At 43.0% G+C, this 19185-nt stretch carries 17 protein-coding genes; 16 read left to right on the top strand and 1 reads right to left on the bottom strand.

Annotated features, from left to right (window positions below; genetic code table 11):
* Positions 1-60 precede the first annotated feature (60 nt).
* From NPA43_RS12665 to pheT, 3 genes are all read left to right on the top strand, one after another.
* Positions 61-804, top strand: coding sequence for a TrmH family RNA methyltransferase (locus tag NPA43_RS12665; RefSeq protein ID WP_230031023.1), 744 nt, complete (start codon positions 61-63; stop codon positions 802-804).
* A gap of 372 nt (positions 805-1176) precedes the next feature.
* Positions 1177-2211 carry a phenylalanine--tRNA ligase subunit alpha gene (pheS, locus tag NPA43_RS12660; RefSeq protein WP_099726924.1) on the top strand — a complete coding sequence of 345 codons (1035 nt, stop codon included), beginning with the start codon at positions 1177-1179 and terminating at the stop codon, positions 2209-2211.
* A gap of 15 nt (positions 2212-2226) precedes the next feature.
* Positions 2227-4641, top strand: coding sequence for a phenylalanine--tRNA ligase subunit beta (gene pheT, locus NPA43_RS12655; RefSeq protein WP_256498889.1), 2415 nt, complete (start codon positions 2227-2229; stop codon positions 4639-4641).
* A gap of 56 nt (positions 4642-4697) precedes the next feature.
* Here pheT and rnhC read toward each other — a convergent pair whose 3' ends face one another.
* The gene (rnhC, locus tag NPA43_RS12650; protein WP_256498888.1) at positions 4698-5621 is read right to left on the bottom strand and encodes a ribonuclease HIII; all 924 of its coding nucleotides are present in this window, start codon (positions 5619-5621) and stop codon (positions 4698-4700) included.
* 134 nt (positions 5622-5755) lie between these two features.
* On the opposite strand from rnhC, the gene zapA reads away from it, so the two are divergent.
* The 13 genes from zapA (at position 5756) to trxA (ending at position 19115) form a co-directional block, all read left to right on the top strand.
* Positions 5756-6013, top strand: a complete 258-nt coding sequence (gene zapA, locus NPA43_RS12645; RefSeq protein WP_034320877.1) for a cell division protein ZapA — start codon at positions 5756-5758, stop codon at positions 6011-6013.
* A gap of 7 nt (positions 6014-6020) precedes the next feature.
* Positions 6021-6554: a CvpA family protein gene (locus NPA43_RS12640; protein ID WP_099726927.1), complete on the top strand. Its 534-nt coding sequence runs from the start codon at positions 6021-6023 to the stop codon at positions 6552-6554.
* A gap of 114 nt (positions 6555-6668) precedes the next feature.
* Positions 6669-8381 (top strand): DNA polymerase/3'-5' exonuclease PolX, encoded by a 1713-nt coding sequence (gene polX, locus NPA43_RS12635; protein WP_256498887.1) that lies wholly within the window; start codon positions 6669-6671, stop codon positions 8379-8381.
* Positions 8382-8402: 21 nt separating this feature from the next.
* The gene (locus tag NPA43_RS12630; protein ID WP_256499680.1) at positions 8403-10760 is read left to right on the top strand and encodes an endonuclease MutS2; all 2358 of its coding nucleotides are present in this window, start codon (positions 8403-8405) and stop codon (positions 10758-10760) included.
* Between the two features lie 14 nt (positions 10761-10774).
* Positions 10775-11179 (top strand): DUF350 domain-containing protein, encoded by a 405-nt coding sequence (locus tag NPA43_RS12625; RefSeq protein ID WP_007501637.1) that lies wholly within the window; start codon positions 10775-10777, stop codon positions 11177-11179.
* Between the two features lie 163 nt (positions 11180-11342).
* Complete coding sequence (locus tag NPA43_RS12620) at positions 11343-11798, top strand: Imm63 family immunity protein (RefSeq protein WP_367307774.1); 456 nt, start codon at positions 11343-11345, stop codon at positions 11796-11798.
* A 101-nt stretch (positions 11799-11899) separates the two neighbouring features.
* Positions 11900-13618 (top strand): AMP-binding protein, encoded by a 1719-nt coding sequence (locus NPA43_RS12615; protein WP_249704976.1) that lies wholly within the window; start codon positions 11900-11902, stop codon positions 13616-13618.
* A gap of 165 nt (positions 13619-13783) precedes the next feature.
* The gene (locus tag NPA43_RS12610) at positions 13784-14368 is read left to right on the top strand and encodes a fatty acid metabolism transcriptional regulator FadR (RefSeq protein WP_099726930.1); all 585 of its coding nucleotides are present in this window, start codon (positions 13784-13786) and stop codon (positions 14366-14368) included.
* A gap of 25 nt (positions 14369-14393) precedes the next feature.
* On the top strand, positions 14394-15173 hold the full coding sequence (locus tag NPA43_RS12605; protein ID WP_249704977.1) for an enoyl-CoA hydratase: 780 nt from the start codon (positions 14394-14396) through the stop codon (positions 15171-15173).
* A gap of 31 nt (positions 15174-15204) precedes the next feature.
* The gene (locus tag NPA43_RS12600; RefSeq protein ID WP_249704978.1) at positions 15205-15978 is read left to right on the top strand and encodes an electron transfer flavoprotein subunit beta/FixA family protein; all 774 of its coding nucleotides are present in this window, start codon (positions 15205-15207) and stop codon (positions 15976-15978) included.
* A 44-nt stretch (positions 15979-16022) separates the two neighbouring features.
* Positions 16023-17000 (top strand): electron transfer flavoprotein subunit alpha/FixB family protein, encoded by a 978-nt coding sequence (locus NPA43_RS12595; protein WP_249704979.1) that lies wholly within the window; start codon positions 16023-16025, stop codon positions 16998-17000.
* A 75-nt stretch (positions 17001-17075) separates the two neighbouring features.
* Positions 17076-18554, top strand: coding sequence for an alpha-N-arabinofuranosidase (locus NPA43_RS12590; protein WP_256498885.1), 1479 nt, complete (start codon positions 17076-17078; stop codon positions 18552-18554).
* 246 nt (positions 18555-18800) lie between these two features.
* Positions 18801-19115, top strand: a complete 315-nt coding sequence (trxA, locus tag NPA43_RS12585; RefSeq protein WP_007501629.1) for a thioredoxin — start codon at positions 18801-18803, stop codon at positions 19113-19115.
* Positions 19116-19185: the final 70 nt, after the last annotated feature.

The raw sequence follows: 19185 nt of genomic DNA, 5'->3' as shown, positions 1-19185 counted from the left end.
TTATTATGTAGTGTGCATGAGATATAATAAATTCATGATATTTAAAGGAGTTAAAGTCGCTTGAAATATATAGAATCAGCTAAAAACGCAAGTATTAAACAATGGAAAAAGCTGCATACAAAAAAAGAACGAACGAAAACGGGGCTATTTCTCGTTGAGGGGAAACATTTAGTAGAAGAAGCATTAAAGAGCGGGATTGTGAAGGAGTTAATGGTCACATCGCCTGACATGCTTCGGTCTGACATCAAGCCTGACATTGAGCTCTATGAACTGAGTGAAGAGGCTTTTTCTGCAATGACAGAAACCGAAACGCCTCAGCACATCGCAGCGATTTGTACACTTCCTGTATTTGAAGAAAAGAAGTATGAGCGAATTTTACTTTTAGATGCAGTGCAGGACCCGGGAAATTTGGGCACTCTGATTCGGACAGCAGATGCCGCTGGTCTGGATGCTGTGATCTTAGGGGATGGGACCGTCGATGCTTTTAACGGAAAAACGCTCCGTTCAGCTCAAGGCTCTCATTTCCATCTGCCCATCTTAAAGCAAACACTTCAACAGGCGATTCCAGCATTCAAAGAGCAGGGCATACCCGTGTACGGAAGTGCCTTAAAGGATGCGAAAGAGTATAGAAACATAGCGGCAGAAGGCCCGTTTGCGTTAATTGTTGGCAACGAGGGAGCAGGCATTGATCCAGAGATCCTTCAAATGACAGATCAGAATTTATATGTTCCGATGTATGGGCAAGCAGAATCATTAAATGTGGCTGTTGCAGCAGCGGTTCTTGTCTATCATTTGCGCGGATAGTGTTGCATGATGCACTGAATTTCACTATAATGAAACTAATATTTTAAAAACCATGATAGAGGAAGATTGTTTCAATGAGCGGCCTTATAGGGAGAATGCATCGTAGACTGAAAGTGCATTTAAGGGATGCTGAAACAGGAATTCACCTCTGGAGTTGTCACCGGGACCGCAAGCTTTGCGTAAAGGTGAACCGGATTCGTTTGATTCCGTTATGTCAATGAAGCTTATTCGCACATGTGTGCTTAACAAGGGTGGTACCGCGACCACAACTCGTCCCTTCTTTTTTGGAGGGGCGGGTTTTTTTATTGTCTTCAAACGATCAAACAGCCGTTTATCCAGGCGGTTTTGTATATCAAAAGGAGGATTACACTCATGCAAGAAACGTTAAAACAGCTTGAAACAGAGGCGATAGCGAAGGTAGAAGCAGCTAGCTCGCTCAAAGAGGTCAACGACATTCGTGTACAATATTTAGGGAAAAAAGGGCCGATTACAGAAGTCCTTCGCGGAATGGGCAAACTCTCCGCTGAAGAAAGACCAAAAATGGGTGCGCTCGCAAACGAAGTGAGAGAGCAGATTGCTAATGCCATTGCAGAAAAAAATGAACAACTGGAAGCAGAAGAAGTGAAGAAGAAACTGGCTTCTCAAACCATTGATGTCACATTACCAGCAAGTCCCATCAAAATGGGGGCAAGACATCCATTAACGATTGTTGTAGAAGATATTGAAGATTTATTTATTGGAATGGGCTATACCGTTGAGGAAGGTCCTGAGGTGGAAACGGATTACTATAACTTTGAAGCGTTAAATCTTCCAAAGGAGCATCCAGCACGTGATATGCAGGACAGCTTCTATATTACCGAAGATACACTCATGAGAACACAAACGTCACCAGTTCAAGCGCGTACACTTGAGAAATATAAAGGCCAAGGCCCTGTGAAGATCATCTGCCCTGGTAAGGTATATAGACGTGACAGCGATGACGCAACCCATTCACATCAATTCATGCAGATTGAAGGACTTGTGGTAGATCACAATATTAGCATGAGTGATCTAAAAGGAACGCTAGAGACGGTCGCAAGAAAAATGTTTGGTGAAGATCGTGAAATTAGACTGCGTCCAAGCTTTTTCCCATTCACAGAACCATCAGTAGAAGTAGATGTGTCTTGCTTTAAATGCGGCGGGAAAGGCTGTTCTGTATGTAAAGGAACAGGCTGGATTGAGATTTTAGGTGCAGGAATGGTACACCCAAATGTACTGAAAATGAGCGGATTTGATCCAGATACTTACCAAGGCTTTGCTTTTGGAATGGGCGTTGAACGTATTGCGATGCTGAAATACGGCATTGATGATATTCGCCATTTCTACACAAACGATATTAGATTCACAAAGCAATTCAAGCAGGACTAAGAGGAGGAAATCAACATGTTTGTTTCATCTAAATGGTTAGAAGACTATGTCGATTTAGAAGGCATTCAGCCAGATGAATTAGCAGAAAAAATCACAAGAAGCGGTATTGAAGTGGAAGCCGTTGAATATAAAGGCGAAGGCATCAAAGGGGTTGTCGTTGGACATGTCATTGAGCGTGAACAGCACCCGAATGCAGATAAATTAAACAAATGTCTTGTTGATATTGGAGAAGACGCTCCTGTGCAAATTATTTGCGGGGCTCCGAATGTGGAGAAAGGACAGCATGTCGCAGTCGCAACAGTTGGAGCAGTTCTTCCAGGGAACTTTAAAATTAAAAAAGCAAAACTGCGCGGCGAAGAGTCTCATGGCATGATTTGTTCTCTGCAAGAATTAGGAGTAGAGAGTAAACTCGTACCAAAGGAATATGCAGAAGGCATCTTTGTCTTCCCCAATGACGTAAAACCAGGAGATGATGCACTTCAGGCGCTTCAATTAGATGATGCGGTACTTGAGCTTGGTTTAACGCCAAACCGCGCGGATGCCCTCAATATGCTAGGTGTGGCTTATGAAGTTGCAGCCATTTTAGGAAGAGATATCAAACTTCCTGATACAACACATGAATCTTCTTCGGAAAAAGCAGCAGACTATATTTCTGTGAAAATTGAAGATCAAGAAGCGAATCCACTTTATGCAGCGAAGATCATTAAAAATGTAAAGATTGGACCTGCACCGCTTTGGATGCAAACAAGATTGATGAATGCAGGCATCCGCCCAATCAACAACGTCGTGGATATTACGAATTTTGTGCTGCTTGAATACGGTCAGCCGCTTCATGCATTTGATTATGACCGCTTTGGTTCAAAGAAAGTGGTCGTACGTAAAGCGGCTGAAAACGAAATGATTCAAACACTGGATGATCAAGAACGCACCTTGTCATCAAAGCATCTTGTCATTACAAATGGTACGAAAGCGCACGCTGTAGCAGGTGTCATGGGCGGTCTTGAATCAGAGGTGCGTGATGAAACGACTACAATTCTTTTAGAAGCGGCATATTTTAACGGTCAAACAGTCCGTCAAGCATCTAGAGACTTAGGGCTTCGCAGCGAATCAAGCACACGATTTGAAAAAGGACTCGATCCGCAGCGTGTGAAATCGGCAGCAGAAAGAGCAGCGCAATTGATCAGCGTCTATGCAGGTGGTGAAGTGCTAAGTGGGACTGTGGAGGAAAACCACCTTGAAGCAAGTATGAATGTCATCCACGTATCCACTGAGCGTGTGAACAAGGTTCTTGGCATGAGCATTTCAAAAGAAGATATGATTCAGATTTTCAACAAACTGGGCTTTACAGTGGGTGAATCAAATGACATTCTCGTCGTGACGGTTCCTTCTCGCAGAATGGATATTACGATTGAAGAAGACCTCATTGAAGAAGTAGCGAGATTATACGGCTACGATAATATTCCGTCTACACTGCCTGCGACAGCTGGTACAGTTGGCGGTCTCACGCCATACCAAGTGAAGCGTAGAAAGGTGAGACGTTTCTTAGAGGGAGCAGGGCTATCTCAAGCGATCACATATTCATTGACGAATCAGCATAAGTCCACAGCCTTTGCATTGCATCCTGCTTATGAAACGAGACTTTCACTGCCAATGAGTGAGGAACGCAGTGTGCTAAGACAAAGTCTATTGCCAAACTTACTTGATTCTGTCGCGTATAACTTGGCAAGACAGGCTGATTCCTTTGGATTTTATGAAACGGGTTCTGTTTTCTTAGCAGAAGCTGAAGGTGCAAAACCGGTGGAGAAAGAGCATGTGGCTGGCGCGGTGACAGGCCTATGGCATAAAAATCTTTGGCAGGGCGAGAAAAAAGCCGTTGATTTTTATGTAGCGAAAGGAATTGCAGAAGGTCTGTTTGAAAAGCTTGGTGTATCAGAGCAAATCACATATGTTCAAGCAGAGCGTGAGGGTCTTCATCCAGGACGTACAGCAGATGTTCACTTAAATGGAAAAGTGATTGGCTTTGTTGCCGCACTTCATCCGGTTGTCGAAAAGGAATTAGATCTAAAAGAAACATATGTATTCGAATTTGATTTAACAGATGTGATGACGTCTGAAACAGAGGATATGAAATATACAGCGATTCCGAGATTCCCTGCTGTGACAAGAGATATTGCGCTTGTCGTAGATCAGCATATTTCAAGCGGACAGCTGGAGCGAGTCATCTATGAAGCAGGCGGCCGTTTACTGACAGACCTATCCGTCTTTGACGTGTATGAGGGGGAACATATGGAAGAAGGCAAGAAATCTGTTGCGTTCTCTCTCCAATATTTAAACCCGGAACAAACATTGACAGAGGAAGAAGTCACGGCTGTTCATACAAACGTATTAAAAGCATTAGAAGATACGTATCAAGCCGTCTTGCGCGGATAAAGAAAAGAGCTATGGCCTCATGGGGACTGACCTCATGGGCTATAGCTCTTTTTTGATTATAACCATTTTTTCGCTTTTTGAGTGTTGGCAAAATGCAGCTTTGTAAATTGGCGTAAAGCGTCTTCGCCGTGCAGCTTGATGAGCTTTGCAGCCGCCTTGTCAACATGAAGACCGGCTCCTTTTGGAATGTCAAAGCCCGCTGCTTTTGATAATTTGTCCATCTCAATTAAAAAGGCATACCTTGCGATAATGGAAGCCGCAGCAACTGACAAATGGATGCCTTCCGCTTTTGTACTAAAGTATGTACGCTCTCGGATGATCTTTTTTCCTGCAAGGTGCTTGAAATAAATACCGGGTTCTGCAAATTGGTCAATGAGAATAGCTTCTGGTTTTTTCCCATCCAGTTTCTCTAGCACAGAGGTGATCACTTGATTATGAAGAAGTGCCTTCATTTTCCCTTGGCTCATGCCCTTTTCCTGCATCGTATTGTACTTTTCATTACGGAGAACGAGAAGGCTGAACGGAATGGTTTTGATGAGATCTTTGGCAATATTGATAATCTGCGGATCCTTTAGTCCTTTTGAGTCTTTAACGCCAAGCTCTTTCATCAGAGCAAGCTGGCTGGAATCAACGTAGGCCGCACAGACCGTCATCGGTCCAAAATAATCACCTGTACCTACCTCATCTGAACCGATAACCGACATGGAAGCAATGCCAGACGGCGGGCTGTATTTTGTGACAGCAGGTGCTTTTTTACTTTTCGTATCAGCTGCTTTTATATGGCTGAACTGACTTGCTTCAGCTTCTGCCTTTTGTCCTTGGAACAGCACTTTTCCGGATTGATATGCTGTAATCGTACAGCCAGGAACCTTTGCTTGAAAGAGAGCGCCTGGCGGCAAAGTGTCAGTTAAATGTTGAGCATACAAGCTCTTCATCTTCTTAATGTCTTCTGATGTTGCTTTTAAGACGGATTGGGGCACAGTGGATAACTCCTTTTTACCTTGATATCATTGATTTCTAAAGTGTACCATAACAGGGAAGGGCTCGTCTTTCCATTCAATGTCTAAACATGTTATGATAGAGACTAGGATTCTCGTGGAATGGAGGAGAAACGTTGTCTGACGGCGGTAAAACGAAAACAACAGTTGAGATTTACGGACAGTCCTATACAATCATCGGTCAAGAAACAAAGATGCATATGCGACATGTTGCTTCAATTGTTGATGATAAAATGAGAGAAATAAATGAAAAAAACCCATACCTTGATATAAACAGATTAGCTGTACTGACAGCAGTCAATGTCGTCCACGACTACTTGAAATTAAAAGAGCAATACGAAAAACTAGAGGTTCAGCTTAAAGAAAAGGAATGAAATTACCGTGATCGATATCATCATTTTGTTTTTGCTTCTTATGGGAACGCTTGTCGGTCTAAAACGCGGGTTTATTCTTCAATTTATTAAATTGATTAGCTTTGTTGTTTCTATTTTAGTGGCTTCCATGTTTTATCAGTCACTTGCACCACAGCTTACGTGGATTCCAGCACCTAATTTCAGCGGTGGTCAAGCGCAGCTCGCTTTCTTTAGTGGGAATCTAGAAACAGCTTATTATAATACCATTGCGTTTATCATTCTGTTTATCTTGACCAAAATCCTGCTCGCCATTATTGGCGGATTGCTCACAACCATTGCAAGTATACCTGTGATTAAACAGGTTAACAAACTGCTTGGCGGTGTTTTAGGATTTCTCGAAACATATCTATTTGTGTTTATTCTATTGTTTGTCGCTGCACTACTTCCAGTGGATGCGCTGCAAACAATGATGAGCAAATCAATATTAGCAGATGTGATCGTAGGCAACACCCCTTATCTGTCCAGTCTTGTCAAAGACTTATGGACGACGTATGGAGTTTAAAAACTTCTCCTTTCTTGGAGAAGTTTTTTCTCATTCCATGACAGAAAGTTGTAGGATGAAGGAAAAGTTTGTATATTTATAAAGGAAGATGCCAAAGCGGCTGGAGGTTAAGAGATGAATAAAAAAGATATTATCAAACTTCTTGAAACAATTGCAGTATATATGGAGCTAAAAGGAGATAATCCTTTTAAAATATCTGCCTTTCGTAAAGCAGCAGTGGCACTTGAACAAGATGACCGCAGCCTTTCTCAAATAGATGATCTATTAGCATTACCCGGCATTGGGAAAGGGACCTTTGCTGTCATCACAGAGTATATCGAAAAAGGACAATCAGAAACACTCGAACAATTAAAAAAGGAAGTGCCTGAAGGACTTGTCCCGCTCTTAAAATTGCCAGGATTAGGCGGGAAGAAAATTGCTAAGCTTTACCAAGAACTTGGTGTAAGCGATGCACAGTCTTTAAAAGAAGCGTGTGAAGCTGAGAAAGTTCAAGCGCTCGCTGGCTTCGGCAAAAAAACAGAGGAAAAAATTCTTACAGCCCTTGAGGAAGCGGGAAAGCAGCCTGAACGACTGCCAATTGGCTTTGCATTAGATGTCGCAGAGCGAATTGACCATGCGCTGGAACATATGGAGGGGATCATCCGTTTTTCAAGAGCTGGCAGTTTAAGACGTGCACGTGAAACGGTCAAAGATTTAGATTATATCATTGCAACAGATCACCCAGAACAGGTCAGAGAGCAGCTCGTTGCACTTGATGATGTAAAAGACATCATTGCAAGTGGTGATACGAAGGTATCTGTGATTCTTACGCTTGATTTTGAGATCAGTGTGGACTTCCGTCTTGTGACAACAGAGCAATTTGCTACAACGCTGCATCATTTCACTGGCTCAAAAGATCATAATATTAGAATGCGGCAGCTTGCGAAGGAACGCGGAGAGCGTATTAGCGAATATGGTGTTGAAACGATTGAAACAGGTGAAGTGAAAACATTCGAAGACGAAAGCGCTTTTTACGCCCATTTTCAACTTCCGCTCATTCCGCCAGAAATTCGTGAAACCGGAGCAGAGATTGATACGTATAAAGAAAGTATGCAATTTGTAGAATTGAAAGATATCAAAGGCGACCTTCATATGCACTCGACATGGAGTGACGGAGCATTCTCTATTCGTGAAATGGCAGAGGCATGTATCGCTAAAGGCTACGAATACATGGCCATAACGGATCACTCGCAATACTTAAAAGTCGCAAACGGTTTAACAAAAGAACGGCTGCGTCTGCAAGCAAAAGAAATTGACAAGCTCAACCAGGAATTCGAGCATTTTCACATTTTCAAAGGAGTCGAGATGGATATTTTGCCGGATGGATCGTTAGATTATGATGATGACTTTTTAGCAGACATGGATTTTGTGATTGCCTCTATCCATTCTAGCTTTTCTCAGCCGGAGGAAGTCATTATGAAGCGACTTGTAAATGCCCTGCAAAATCAGCATGTGGATTTAATTGCACATCCAACAGGACGTTTGATCGAGAGACGAGACGGCTATGCCTTAAATGTTGATCAGCTCATAGAGCTTGCGAAGAAAACGGGCACTGCACTAGAGCTCAACAGCAACCCGTCAAGACTTGATTTGAAAACAGAGCATTTAATGAAAGCAAACGAAGCGGGAGTGAACATCATGATCAACACAGATGCGCACAACATCGCCATGCTGGATCATATGGAAGTCGGTGTAACAGCTGCAAGAAAAGGCTGGACACCAAAAGCAAATGTCGTGAATACTTTTTCTCTTAACGAGATGAAAAAGTTTTTAACGCGTGACAGGTAGTCGTTAGGAGGCTGTACAATGCTGCAACAAAAAGTGTTAGCATCATTAGAATTTCATAAAGTAAAAGATAAAGTCATGTCCTATACCGCATCCACTTTAGGAAAAGAAAGAGCGCAGGATTTAACGCCGCTCACGGATATAGACACCATTCAGCATTTGCTGGAAGAGGTAGCAGAAGCACAAGATGTGATCCGTTTAAAGGGGTCTGCGCCGTTTGGCGGGTTAACGGATATTAGACGCGCGGTCAAACGGGCAGAAATCGGCAGTACATTAAACCCTTCTGAGCTGATGGAAATTGCAGGACTATTGTATGCTGTGAAGAATATGAAGCACTTTCTCACGTCCATGTATGAAGATGGTGTAGACATACCACGCCTTCATACATATTCAGAAACGCTTATTTTACTTCCTGAAGTCAGAAAAGAAATCGAGAGCTGTATTGGTGATAATGGAGAAGTACTTGATCATGCAACCCCTGCACTTCGTTCGTTACGCATCCAATTACGCTCACTAGAATCAAAAGTACGTGATAAATTAGAATCGATGATTCGTTCACAATCTGCTTCAAAAATGCTTTCAGACACGATTGTGACCATTCGTAATGATCGTTTTGTTATTCCGGTGAAACAAGAGTACCGCTCGAACTACGGTGGGATTGTTCACGATCAGTCTTCTTCCGGGGCAACACTTTTTATTGAGCCTCAAGTGGTCGTGGATCTAAATAACACCTTGCAGCAAACTCGTTTAAAAGAAAAGCAAGAAGTCGAAAAGATCCTGCAAATGCTGACAGAGAGCGTGTCAGAGCATATTCATGAACTGCTTCATAATGTAAAGGAACTTCAGACGTTAGACTTTATCTTTGCAAAAGCCAAATATGCAAAGGCAGAAAAAGCAACAAAGCCTTCTGTAAACGATCAAGGAGAAATTTATTTAAAACGAGCAAGACATCCCCTGTTGCCTCGGGATCAGGTCGTGGCAAATGACATTGAGCTTGGTAAGGATTTTTCAACGATCGTGATCACTGGACCAAATACAGGTGGTAAGACAGTCACCTTAAAAACACTTGGGCTGCTGACACTCATGACACAGGCGGGCCTTCATATTCCAGTTGAAGAAGGATCAGAAGTGGCTGTATTCGACCAAGTCTTTGCTGATATTGGAGACGAACAGTCCATTGAACAAAGCTTGAGTACGTTCTCATCACATATGGTCAATATTGTGGATATCTTAAAGCATCTAACCTCGGATTCACTTGTGTTATTTGATGAATTAGGGGCAGGCACAGACCCTGCTGAAGGTGCAGCACTTGCGATGAGCATCTTAGATGAAGTTCATCAAACAAATGCACGCGTCATCGCAACGACTCATTATCCTGAGCTGAAGGCATATGGGTATAACCGAGAAGGTGTCACAAATGCGAGCGTCGAGTTTGATATTGAAACCCTATCACCAACGTACCGTTTGCTCATCGGTGTGCCGGGACGAAGTAATGCGTTTGAAATTTCCAAACGTCTTGGTTTGCCTGACCATCTGATTGACCGGGCAAAAGCGGACATGCATGCAGAGCATAATGAAGTAGACCAAATGATTGCTTCATTAGAAGACAGTAAGAAACAAGCGGAAGAAGAACTGCATGAGACAGAAGCCTATCGAAAAGAAGCAGAGAAGCTACATAAGGAACTGCAAAGACAAATTCTTGAATGGAATGAGCAAAGAGACAAGCTGCTTGAAGAGGCCGAACGAAAAGCGAAAGAAAAAATCGAACAAGCAGCCAAAGAAGCAGAAGACATCATTCAAGAGCTGCGGTCCATTAAAAGTGAGCATCGCTCGTTCAAAGAACATGAACTCATCGATGCGAGAAAGCGTCTTGAAGAAGCTGTCCCTGAGTTTGACCGGAAGAAAAAACCAGAGCCAGCGAAAAAAGCAGAAAGACAACTAAAACCAGGCGATGAAGTCAAAGTGCTCACATTCGGACAAAAAGGAACGCTGCTCGAACAAACGGGTGACAAAGAATGGAGTGTCCAAATGGGCATTCTGAAAATGAAAGTAAAAGAAAAAGACATGGAATTTATCAAATCAGCACCCGAATTTAAACAAGAGAAAGCCATTACAGCGGTCAAAGGGAAAGATTATCATGTATCGCTTGAGCTTGATTTAAGAGGAGAGCGTTATGAGAATGCCTTAAGCAGGGTTGAGAAATATTTAGATGATGCTGTATTAGCTGGCTATCCGCGCGTGTCGATTATTCATGGAAAAGGAACTGGCGCCCTAAGAAAAGGGGTCCAGGAATTATTAAAGCAGCACAGAAGTGTGAAAAATGCTCGTTTTGGCGAACAAGGCGAGGGAGGATCAGGTGTCACCATCGTCGAATTAAAGTAAAAAGGAGAAAACGCATGAAAGCCTTTTGGGAAAATGAACTTGTGGAAATCGCCGCCTATTACAGCGTGGCGGTCCTATGTCTTGTCTTATTTCTAACCATTTTTGAACTCGTGACCTCCTATAAAAACTGGGAAGAGATCCAGCGGGGGAACTTAGCGGTTGCCATGGCAACCGGCGGGAAGATCTTTGGGATTGCGAATGTGTTTCAGCATTCCATCGCACAGCACAACTCCCTTCTTCAAATGGTTGGATGGGGCGTATACGGCTTTGTGATGCTGCTTGTCAGCTATTTCATTTTTGAATTTTTAACTCCAAGATTTAAAGTAGATAAAGAGATTGAGAATGATAATAGAGCAGTTGGGTTTATTTCACTCATTATTTCAGTTGGGCTGTCTTACGTAGTAGCAGCCGGCATTTAAGGAGACGACATGGAAAAGCTAGCAAAAGTATTAATTGTAGTTGCCTGCACTTTTGCGGTCATTGGCGCCGTTTACATGTTCCTGTGAAATGAAGAATACAATGTTAGAAAGCTGTCAGGGAACCACTTGACAGCTTTTATCTCATTAAAGGCGGCGAATCATGATGAAGCAAATTCTACAAAAAGACGAACTGATGAAGCGAATTGATACTTGTCTCCAAAAAACATCACTTCCCCGAGACATATATGAACCGTATATCGCACGTCCATTTCAAACGACTGGTTTTTTTGATGATTTGAGTCCATATATTCAGATTGATCGAAATGGCTATATCCTCATTCAATATGAACGAGGAGTGCAAGTGCTTCATAAAAGAACAACAGAGGCGGATGAAGTCATTTATTGGGTTTTAGAAGACACCATCTTTCTCACTGTTTACATAGACATGCTGAAGCAGTATCAAGTCGACAACATCCATACACATTTACCTCATGACCCTAGTATCCATAAACAGATCGTGGAAAGAGTCAATGAGGCGTTCCGTGCGGTTGGGGGATTATATGAGAAGTGGCATCACGAAGGAAAAAGAGCATCTATAGAAGCACAGGCGAAAAAATGAAGGTGTGCAATTGAACCAAGCTCTATTTGAAAAAAGGAAACTGCCCTAAGGAAAAGTTTGCTATAATAAAATAGTACGAAAGTTCAGGAAGGAGGGTTTTTATGCAGTCAGATAAACGTTGGCTTCTGCATTACCCGAATCAAATTCCCCACGAACTCACCATCCCAAATGAAACGTTACAATCTTACTTATTCAGCTCCGCAGAGGCAGCACCTGAGCATACAGCCATTCATTTTTTAGGAAAAAACATCACCTATGAACAGTTACAAGAAGAGGCACTTAAACTAGCCAATCACCTGATGAAAATTGGCGTAAAAAAAGGCGACCGTGTGGCTATTATGCTGCCAAACTGCCCTCAATCGGTTATTTCTTATTATGCTGTTTTGATAGCAGGCGGCATTGTTGTTCAAACGAACCCGCTTTATACAGAGAAAGAACTTGAGTATCAAATGGAGGACAGCGGCTCTAAAGTGCTGATCACACTCGATCTTTTGTATCCAAAGGCCTATAAAATGAAAGCGCTGACAAGTATGGAGCACTTAATCATCACCAAACTACAAGATTATTTGCCATTTCCGAAAAACATTCTTTTCCCCATTGTCCAAAGAAGAAAAAACAAAATGGTCATCCAAGTCGAGAAAAGTGATACCATTCATCACTTCTCGCAGGTGATGAAAGAATCGTCAGGAGAACAGATTCCACAGCAGGCCTTTCAACCGAAAGAGGATGTCGCTGTTTTGCAGTATACAGGGGGAACGACCGGTTTACCGAAAGGGGTCATGCTCACGCATGAAAATATTTTAGCCAATACAGAAATGTGTGCATCCTGGATGTATAAAACGAACGGGGGAAAAGAACGGATTCTTGGCATTATTCCGTTTTTTCATGTGTACGGAATGACCACTGTGTTGAACCTTGCAGTCAAAGAAGGTCATCAAATGATTCTTCTTCCTCGTTTTGACGTGGCTGACACTCTCAAAACCATTGAAAAACAGAGGCCAACGTTGTTTCCAGGAGCACCAACGATGTATATCGCCCTGCTGCATCACCCGAATATTGAAAAGTATGACCTGTCGTCCATTACGGCTTGTTTAAGCGGCTCTGCGGCTCTTCCTGTTGAAGTCAAACAAAGCTTTGAAAAATTAACAGGAGGACGTTTAGTGGAGGGATATGGTCTTTCAGAAACCTCACCAGTTACCCATGCCAACTTCTTATGGGGAGCGAACAAAACTGGCAGTATTGGCTGTCCTTGGCCCAATACAGATGCCGGCATTTATTGCGATGAAACTGGGGGACTCAAAGAGCCATATGAGCATGGTGAAATTATTGTCAAAGGGCCGCAAATTATGAAAGGGTACTGGAATCAGCCAGAAGAGACAGCGGCTGTGTTAAAGGACGGGTGGTTTTTCACCGGAGATATTGGATATATGGATGAAGACGGTTTCTTCTATATAGTAGACCGGAAAAAAGATGTCATCATTGCGAGCGGCTATAATATTTATCCAAGAGAGGTCGAGGAAGCCCTTTATGAGCATGAGCTTGTACAAGAAGTCGTCGTTGCAGGTATTCCAGATCCGTACAGGGGAGAAACAGTGAAAGCATTTGTTGTCCCAAAAAAGGATGCCTATTTAACTGAGGATGAGCTCGATCGTTTTGTTCGAACGAGAATTGCTTCATTTAAAGTGCCGCGTGTCTATGAATTTAAAGAGTCACTGCCTAAAACGGCCGTAGGGAAAATCTTGCGCAGAGTGTTGATTGAAGAAGAAAAAAGAAAGCAATCATCTTCTTTTGAAGCGCCAGTTGACCAATTTAAAAAATAACCTGCATCATCCGGTCCAGCGGCCGGATGATTTGAATTGTGACTGTCTGCTCTGGTATGCTAAAGGTTGAAAAGAAAGAAGAAGAGCACTTGACAAATCACTCGTTTCTTTTTAACATGAAGTTATGAATGAATGCTCATTCAATTTAGAAAGGGACGAAGCACATTGAAGCAGAAAAGACCGAAGTACATGCAAATTATTGATGCAGCAGTTGTGGTGATTGCAGAGAACGGCTATCATCAATCACAAGTTTCAAAGATTGCCAAACAAGCAGGGGTAGCAGACGGAACGATTTATCTCTATTTCAAAAACAAAGAGGATATTCTGATCTCATTATTCAAAGAAAAAATGGGACAATTCATCGAACGGATGGAAACAGATATTCAAAAGAAACCGTCTGCCAAAGAAAAACTTCTTCTGCTGATTCAGGAGCACTTTCGCCTGCTTTCGCAAGATCATCATTTGGCTCTTGTGACACAGCTTGAACTCAGGCAGTCAAACCTTGAGCTGCGGCAAAAAATCAATGAGGTGCTGAAAGGGTATTTAAATATGCTCGAGACGATTTTAACAGAGGGAAAGAAAACAGGAGAATTCAGACAAGATTTGGATGTTCGCTTAGCGAGACAAATGGTATTTGGGACGATTGATGAAACCGCTACAACATGGGTCATGAATGATCAAAAGTATGATCTGACTGCACTTGCAGAAAACGTACATGATCTTCTTTTAAACGGAATACATCAATCTTAAAGACAATTGAAAAAGGATGATTGACATGGAAAAGATACTCAGCTTACATCAAGAAGAACAAATAGCGCTCATCACGATTCAACATCCACCTGCAAACGCCTTATCTTCTCAGCTTCTCACTGAGCTCAATGATATGTTTGACCAGCTCGAACAAAACGAAGAAGTGAGAGCCATTGTGATCCACGGAGAAGGCAGGTTCTTTTCAGCAGGTGCTGATATTAAAGAATTTACGACCTTACAGAAAGAGTCAGATTATGCGAGTCTTGCAGACAGAGGACAGCAAGTCTTTGAACGAATTGAGCAATGTCCAAAACCAGTCATTGCCTCTATTCACGGAGCAGCACTAGGCGGAGGTCTTGAGCTGGCGATGTCATGTGATATTCGAATTGCAACAAAAGAGGCGAAGCTTGGGCTGCCGGAACTAAACCTCGGCATCATTCCAGGATTCGGCGGCACGCAGCGCCTGCCTCGCTATGTTGGGTCTGCTAAAGCACTTGAAATGATGGGAACAGCTGAGCCGATTACAGGAAAAGAGGCACTTGCCTGCGGGCTTGTTTCAAAGCTTGCAGAAACAGAGGAAGAAGCGCTGGATACAGCCAAAACACTTGCGATGAAATTTGCAGCGAAAAGCCCTAAAACGCTCGAGTATGTGCTTGAGTTATTGAATGCGGCAAAAGTGTACTCATATGATGGCGGAATGAAGCTGGAAGCCAAAAAGTTTGGTGAGGTATTCCAATCAAATGACGCCAAAGAAGGCATCCAAGCCTTTATCGAAAAGCGCAAACCGAACTTTAAAGGGGAATAAGGGATTAGTACGACACAAGGGGGAGAAATGAATGAATATATTTGTTTTGATGAAGCGTACGTTTGACACGGAAGAGAAGATTTCCATTCAGTCTGGTGCAATTCAAGAAGATGGGGCAGAATTCATTATTAATCCTTATGACGAGTATGCAATAGAAGAAGCGATTCAGCTTCGGGATGAGCACGGAGGAGAAGTGACCGTTGTCACAGTGAGCAGCGAGGATGCGGAGAAACAGCTGAGAACAGCGCTTGCTATGGGCTGCGATCAGGCCGTTTTGTTAAATGTTGAAGATGACTTGGAAGAGTGGGATCAATATTCAGCTTCTACCATTCTATATCACTATTTCAAGGAAAAAGATGCTTCCTTGATCTTAGCAGGAAATGTGGCGATTGACGGCGGGTCTGGACAGGTTGCCCCGCGCCTTGCTGAATTACTTGGGTTTTCATATGTCACAACGATTACAAGCATTCAAATTGATGGTGATTCCGCTTCAATTGAACGAGATGCAGAGGGTGACGTGGAAGTGATTTCCGCCCAGCTCCCGCTTGTTGTCACAGCGCAGCAAGGTCTTAATGAGCCTCGTTATCCATCATTACCAGGCATTATGAAGGCAAAGAAAAAGCCTCTAGAAGAATTGGAACTAGATGATTTAGATCTCGATGAAGACGATGTGCCATATAAAATCAAAACAATTGAACGTTTCTTACCGGAGAAAAAAGAGGGTGGCAAGGTGCTGAGCGGTGAGCTTCAGGATCAAGTCAAAGAACTGACAGATCTACTAAGAAATGAAGCAAAAGTCATCTAAACATCCACTTTACGATATCACGAGAACAAGGGGGAGCTTGAAAGATGAGTAAAAAAGTTGTTGTACTTGGAGAAAGTCGTGACGGTAAATTAAGAAATGTGACATTTGAAGCGATTGCTGCCGCTCATCAAGTGGCTGATGGCGGTGAGGTCATTGGCGTATTAATAGGGGATCAAGTCAAAGAACAAGCCGATGAACTGCTTTACTATGGAGCGGATCATGTCATGATAGTGGAACATCCGCACCTTTCATATTATACGTCAGATGGTTTTGCGCAGGCGCTTCAAGCCATATTAGATCAAGTCAATCCGGATGCAGTGCTCTTTGGCCATACGTCTATCGGAAAAGACTTGTCACCCAAAATAGCAGCACGCCTGCAGACAGGCTTGATTTCAGATGCGATCGATGTCAGCGTTACCGGAGAACATCTCGTTTTCACTAGACCGATTTACTCTGGAAAAGCCTTCGAAAAAGTCATCTCGACGGATCGCCTACTTTTGGCGACCATTCGGCCAAACAACGTGGCACCGCTGGAGCGAGATGCGTCACGAGGCGGAGAAGTCACTCCAGTTTCTGTCGATATTCAGAACCTGCGAACGATCGTGAAGGAAGTCATTAAAAAAACGTCAGAAGGTGTAGACTTATCCGAAGCAAAAGTTATTGTCGCTGGAGGGCGGGGGGTCAAGAGCAAAGAAGGTTTTGAACCGCTGAAAGAACTCGCCCAAACGCTAGGCGCAGCAGTCGGTGCCTCGCGTGGAGCTTGCGATGCAGACTACTGTGATTATGCCCTGCAAATTGGTCAAACCGGTAAGGTCGTCACACCTGACCTTTATATTGCCTGCGGGATTTCAGGCGCGATTCAGCATTTAGCCGGAATGTCTAACAGTAAAGTCATTGTGGCGATTAACAAAGATCCAGAAGCTGAAATCTTCAAAATCGCCGATTACGGAATTGTTGGTGACTTGTTCGAAGTGGTTCCACTTTTGAATGAAGAGTTAAAAAAGATGAATATCCACTCGTAACGCTCATACACTCAGAATGCCTAGGTATTCTGGGTTTTTTTGTATGTCATTATGAGACAAAGGGGCGGATGACAAGTGAAGGGTACAGTAAAAGTCAATGACGTGATCGGACGCATTTCTAAACACATTTATGGACACTTTCAAGAGCACTTAGGAAGAGGAATTTATGACGGGATTTGGGTAGGAGAAGACTCATCAATTGACCATATTGAAGGAATTCGAACCGATGTGCTAAAGGCGCTTCAAGCATTACATATCCCGGTGCTTAGGTGGCCGGGCGGCTGTTTTGCAGACGAGTATCATTGGGCAAATGGCGTTGGCGATCTGAGTGAACGAAAGCCGATGGTGAACACTCATTGGGGAGGTACCATTGAATCAAATGCGTTTGGCACACATGAATTTATGCGATTGTGTGAGTTACTTGAATGTGAGCCTTATATTTGCGGCAATGTTGGAAGCGGGTCTGTTCAAGAATTAGCGGAATGGGTAGAATACATCACATTTCCTAAGGGGACACCTATGTCCGATTGGCGCATTCAAAATGGAAAACAAAAACCTTGGAAGCTGACTTATGTTGGCGTAGGCAATGAAAGCTGGGGCTGCGGCGGGAATATGACACCTGAATACTATGCAGACCTATATAAACGCTATCAAACGTATGTGAGAGAGTTTGCTGGTAACCGTATTTATAAAATAGCTTGTGGAGCGAATTCAAATGATGTGAATTGGACAAAAGTATTAATGGAACGGGCTGCACCATGGATGGATGGGCTCAGTTTGCATTACTATACCGTTCCTGGTACATGGGAGAAGAAAGGGTCTGCGACTGATTTTGATGAGGATGAATGGTTTACAACGTTGAAAAAGGCCTATGAGATGGAGCAGCTTGTCATGGATCATGGAAAGATCATGGATCGTTATGATCCAGACAAGCGAATCGGGATGATTATTGATGAATGGGGGACATGGTATGACCCAGAGCCAGGGACCAATCCAGGGTTTTTATATCAGCAAAACACACTGAGAGACGCCCTTGTCTGTGCCCTGCATTTTCATATATTCCACCGTCATTGCCAGCGGATTCACATGGCGAATATTGCCCAGACGGTCAATGTCCTGCAAGCGATGGTGTTAACGAAGGACGAAAAGATGATCCTGACCCCTACCTATCATGTATTTCATATGTTTCAAGTGCATCAGGAGGAAGAAGCACTTGAAGTGGAGTTTGATTCACCGCCGTATGAACGCCGAGGTGAAAAAATTCCTCAGGTCAGCGTGTCAGCCTCACGTTCCTCTGACAAGATGCATATTAGTTTCTGTCACCTGAACCCTTATGAAAAAGCAGAGGTATCCCTTGCAATAGATGGGATTGATCCACAAACGACTGCCACTGGCCGCGTGCTGACAGCTGAACGGATGAATGCGCACAATACATTCGATGATCCTCATTCCATTCAGCCTGCGAACTTCGAGAAATTTGCTGTAAAGCCCGGCGAATTAACCATAGATCTCCCGCCTATGTCGGTTGTCATGATGACTGTCGATCTGACTTGATTGCATATTTTGATGTTTGATGAGAAGAATGTTGGGGCATCATACATTGTAAATGAAGCGGAAAGGGAGTTATGTCATATGCTTAGAACCATTCTGATGATCATCGGTGCGATTGTTGTTATTGGTGCGATTATACGGTTTGTTTTTTAATTCATTTCATAAAAAATGATTCGTAAGCATTTCATTCGCAAGTCACATTGGTAGATGCTATACTAAAAAGCATAATTTACATTGGAGGAATGAATAATGGCAATCGTAAAAGCTACTGACGCAACATTTTCACAAGAAACGGCAGAAGGTGTTGTTCTTGCAGACTTTTGGGCACCATGGTGCGGACCTTGTAAAATGATTGCTCCAGTTCTTGAAGAACTTGATCAAGAAATGGGCGATAAAATGAAAATTGTAAAAATTGATGTAGACGATAACCAAGAAACTGCTGGTAAATACGGCGTCATGAGTATCCCAACACTTCTTGTTTTAAAAGACGGTGAAGTCGTAGAAACGTCTGTTGGTTTCAAACCAAAAGAAGCACTAGCTGAGCTTGTCAACAAACATCTATAAACACAACCATGCCATTGCGGTATGACCACTGAAGCGGTTCTCGTATAGACGAGAGCCGCTTTTCTTTCAA

Origin of the sequence: Bacillus pumilus, from assembly GCF_024498355.1 — a bacterium.
Lineage (GTDB): Bacteria > Bacillota > Bacilli > Bacillales > Bacillaceae > Bacillus > Bacillus pumilus_P.
The sequence above is the reverse complement of the archived record's forward strand: the minus strand, read 5'-3'. Positions and strand labels throughout refer to the sequence as shown.

What these genes read in the sequence shown, in the direction of transcription:
- pheS (WP_099726924.1), top strand. Translation starts at nt 1,177, where the DNA reads ATGCAAGAAACGTTAAAACAGCTTGAAACAGAGGCGATAGCGAAGGTA.
- pheT (WP_256498889.1), top strand. Translation starts at nt 2,227, where the DNA reads ATGTTTGTTTCATCTAAATGGTTAGAAGACTATGTCGATTTAGAAGGC.
- polX (WP_256498887.1), top strand. Translation starts at nt 6,669, where the DNA reads ATGAATAAAAAAGATATTATCAAACTTCTTGAAACAATTGCAGTATAT.
- NPA43_RS12625 (WP_007501637.1), top strand. Translation starts at nt 10,775, where the DNA reads ATGAAAGCCTTTTGGGAAAATGAACTTGTGGAAATCGCCGCCTATTAC.
- NPA43_RS12620 (WP_367307774.1), top strand. Translation starts at nt 11,343, where the DNA reads ATGAAGCAAATTCTACAAAAAGACGAACTGATGAAGCGAATTGATACT.
- NPA43_RS12615 (WP_249704976.1), top strand. Translation starts at nt 11,900, where the DNA reads ATGCAGTCAGATAAACGTTGGCTTCTGCATTACCCGAATCAAATTCCC.
- NPA43_RS12605 (WP_249704977.1), top strand. Translation starts at nt 14,394, where the DNA reads ATGGAAAAGATACTCAGCTTACATCAAGAAGAACAAATAGCGCTCATC.
- NPA43_RS12600 (WP_249704978.1), top strand. Translation starts at nt 15,205, where the DNA reads ATGAATATATTTGTTTTGATGAAGCGTACGTTTGACACGGAAGAGAAG.
- NPA43_RS12595 (WP_249704979.1), top strand. Translation starts at nt 16,023, where the DNA reads ATGAGTAAAAAAGTTGTTGTACTTGGAGAAAGTCGTGACGGTAAATTA.
- trxA (WP_007501629.1), top strand. Translation starts at nt 18,801, where the DNA reads ATGGCAATCGTAAAAGCTACTGACGCAACATTTTCACAAGAAACGGCA.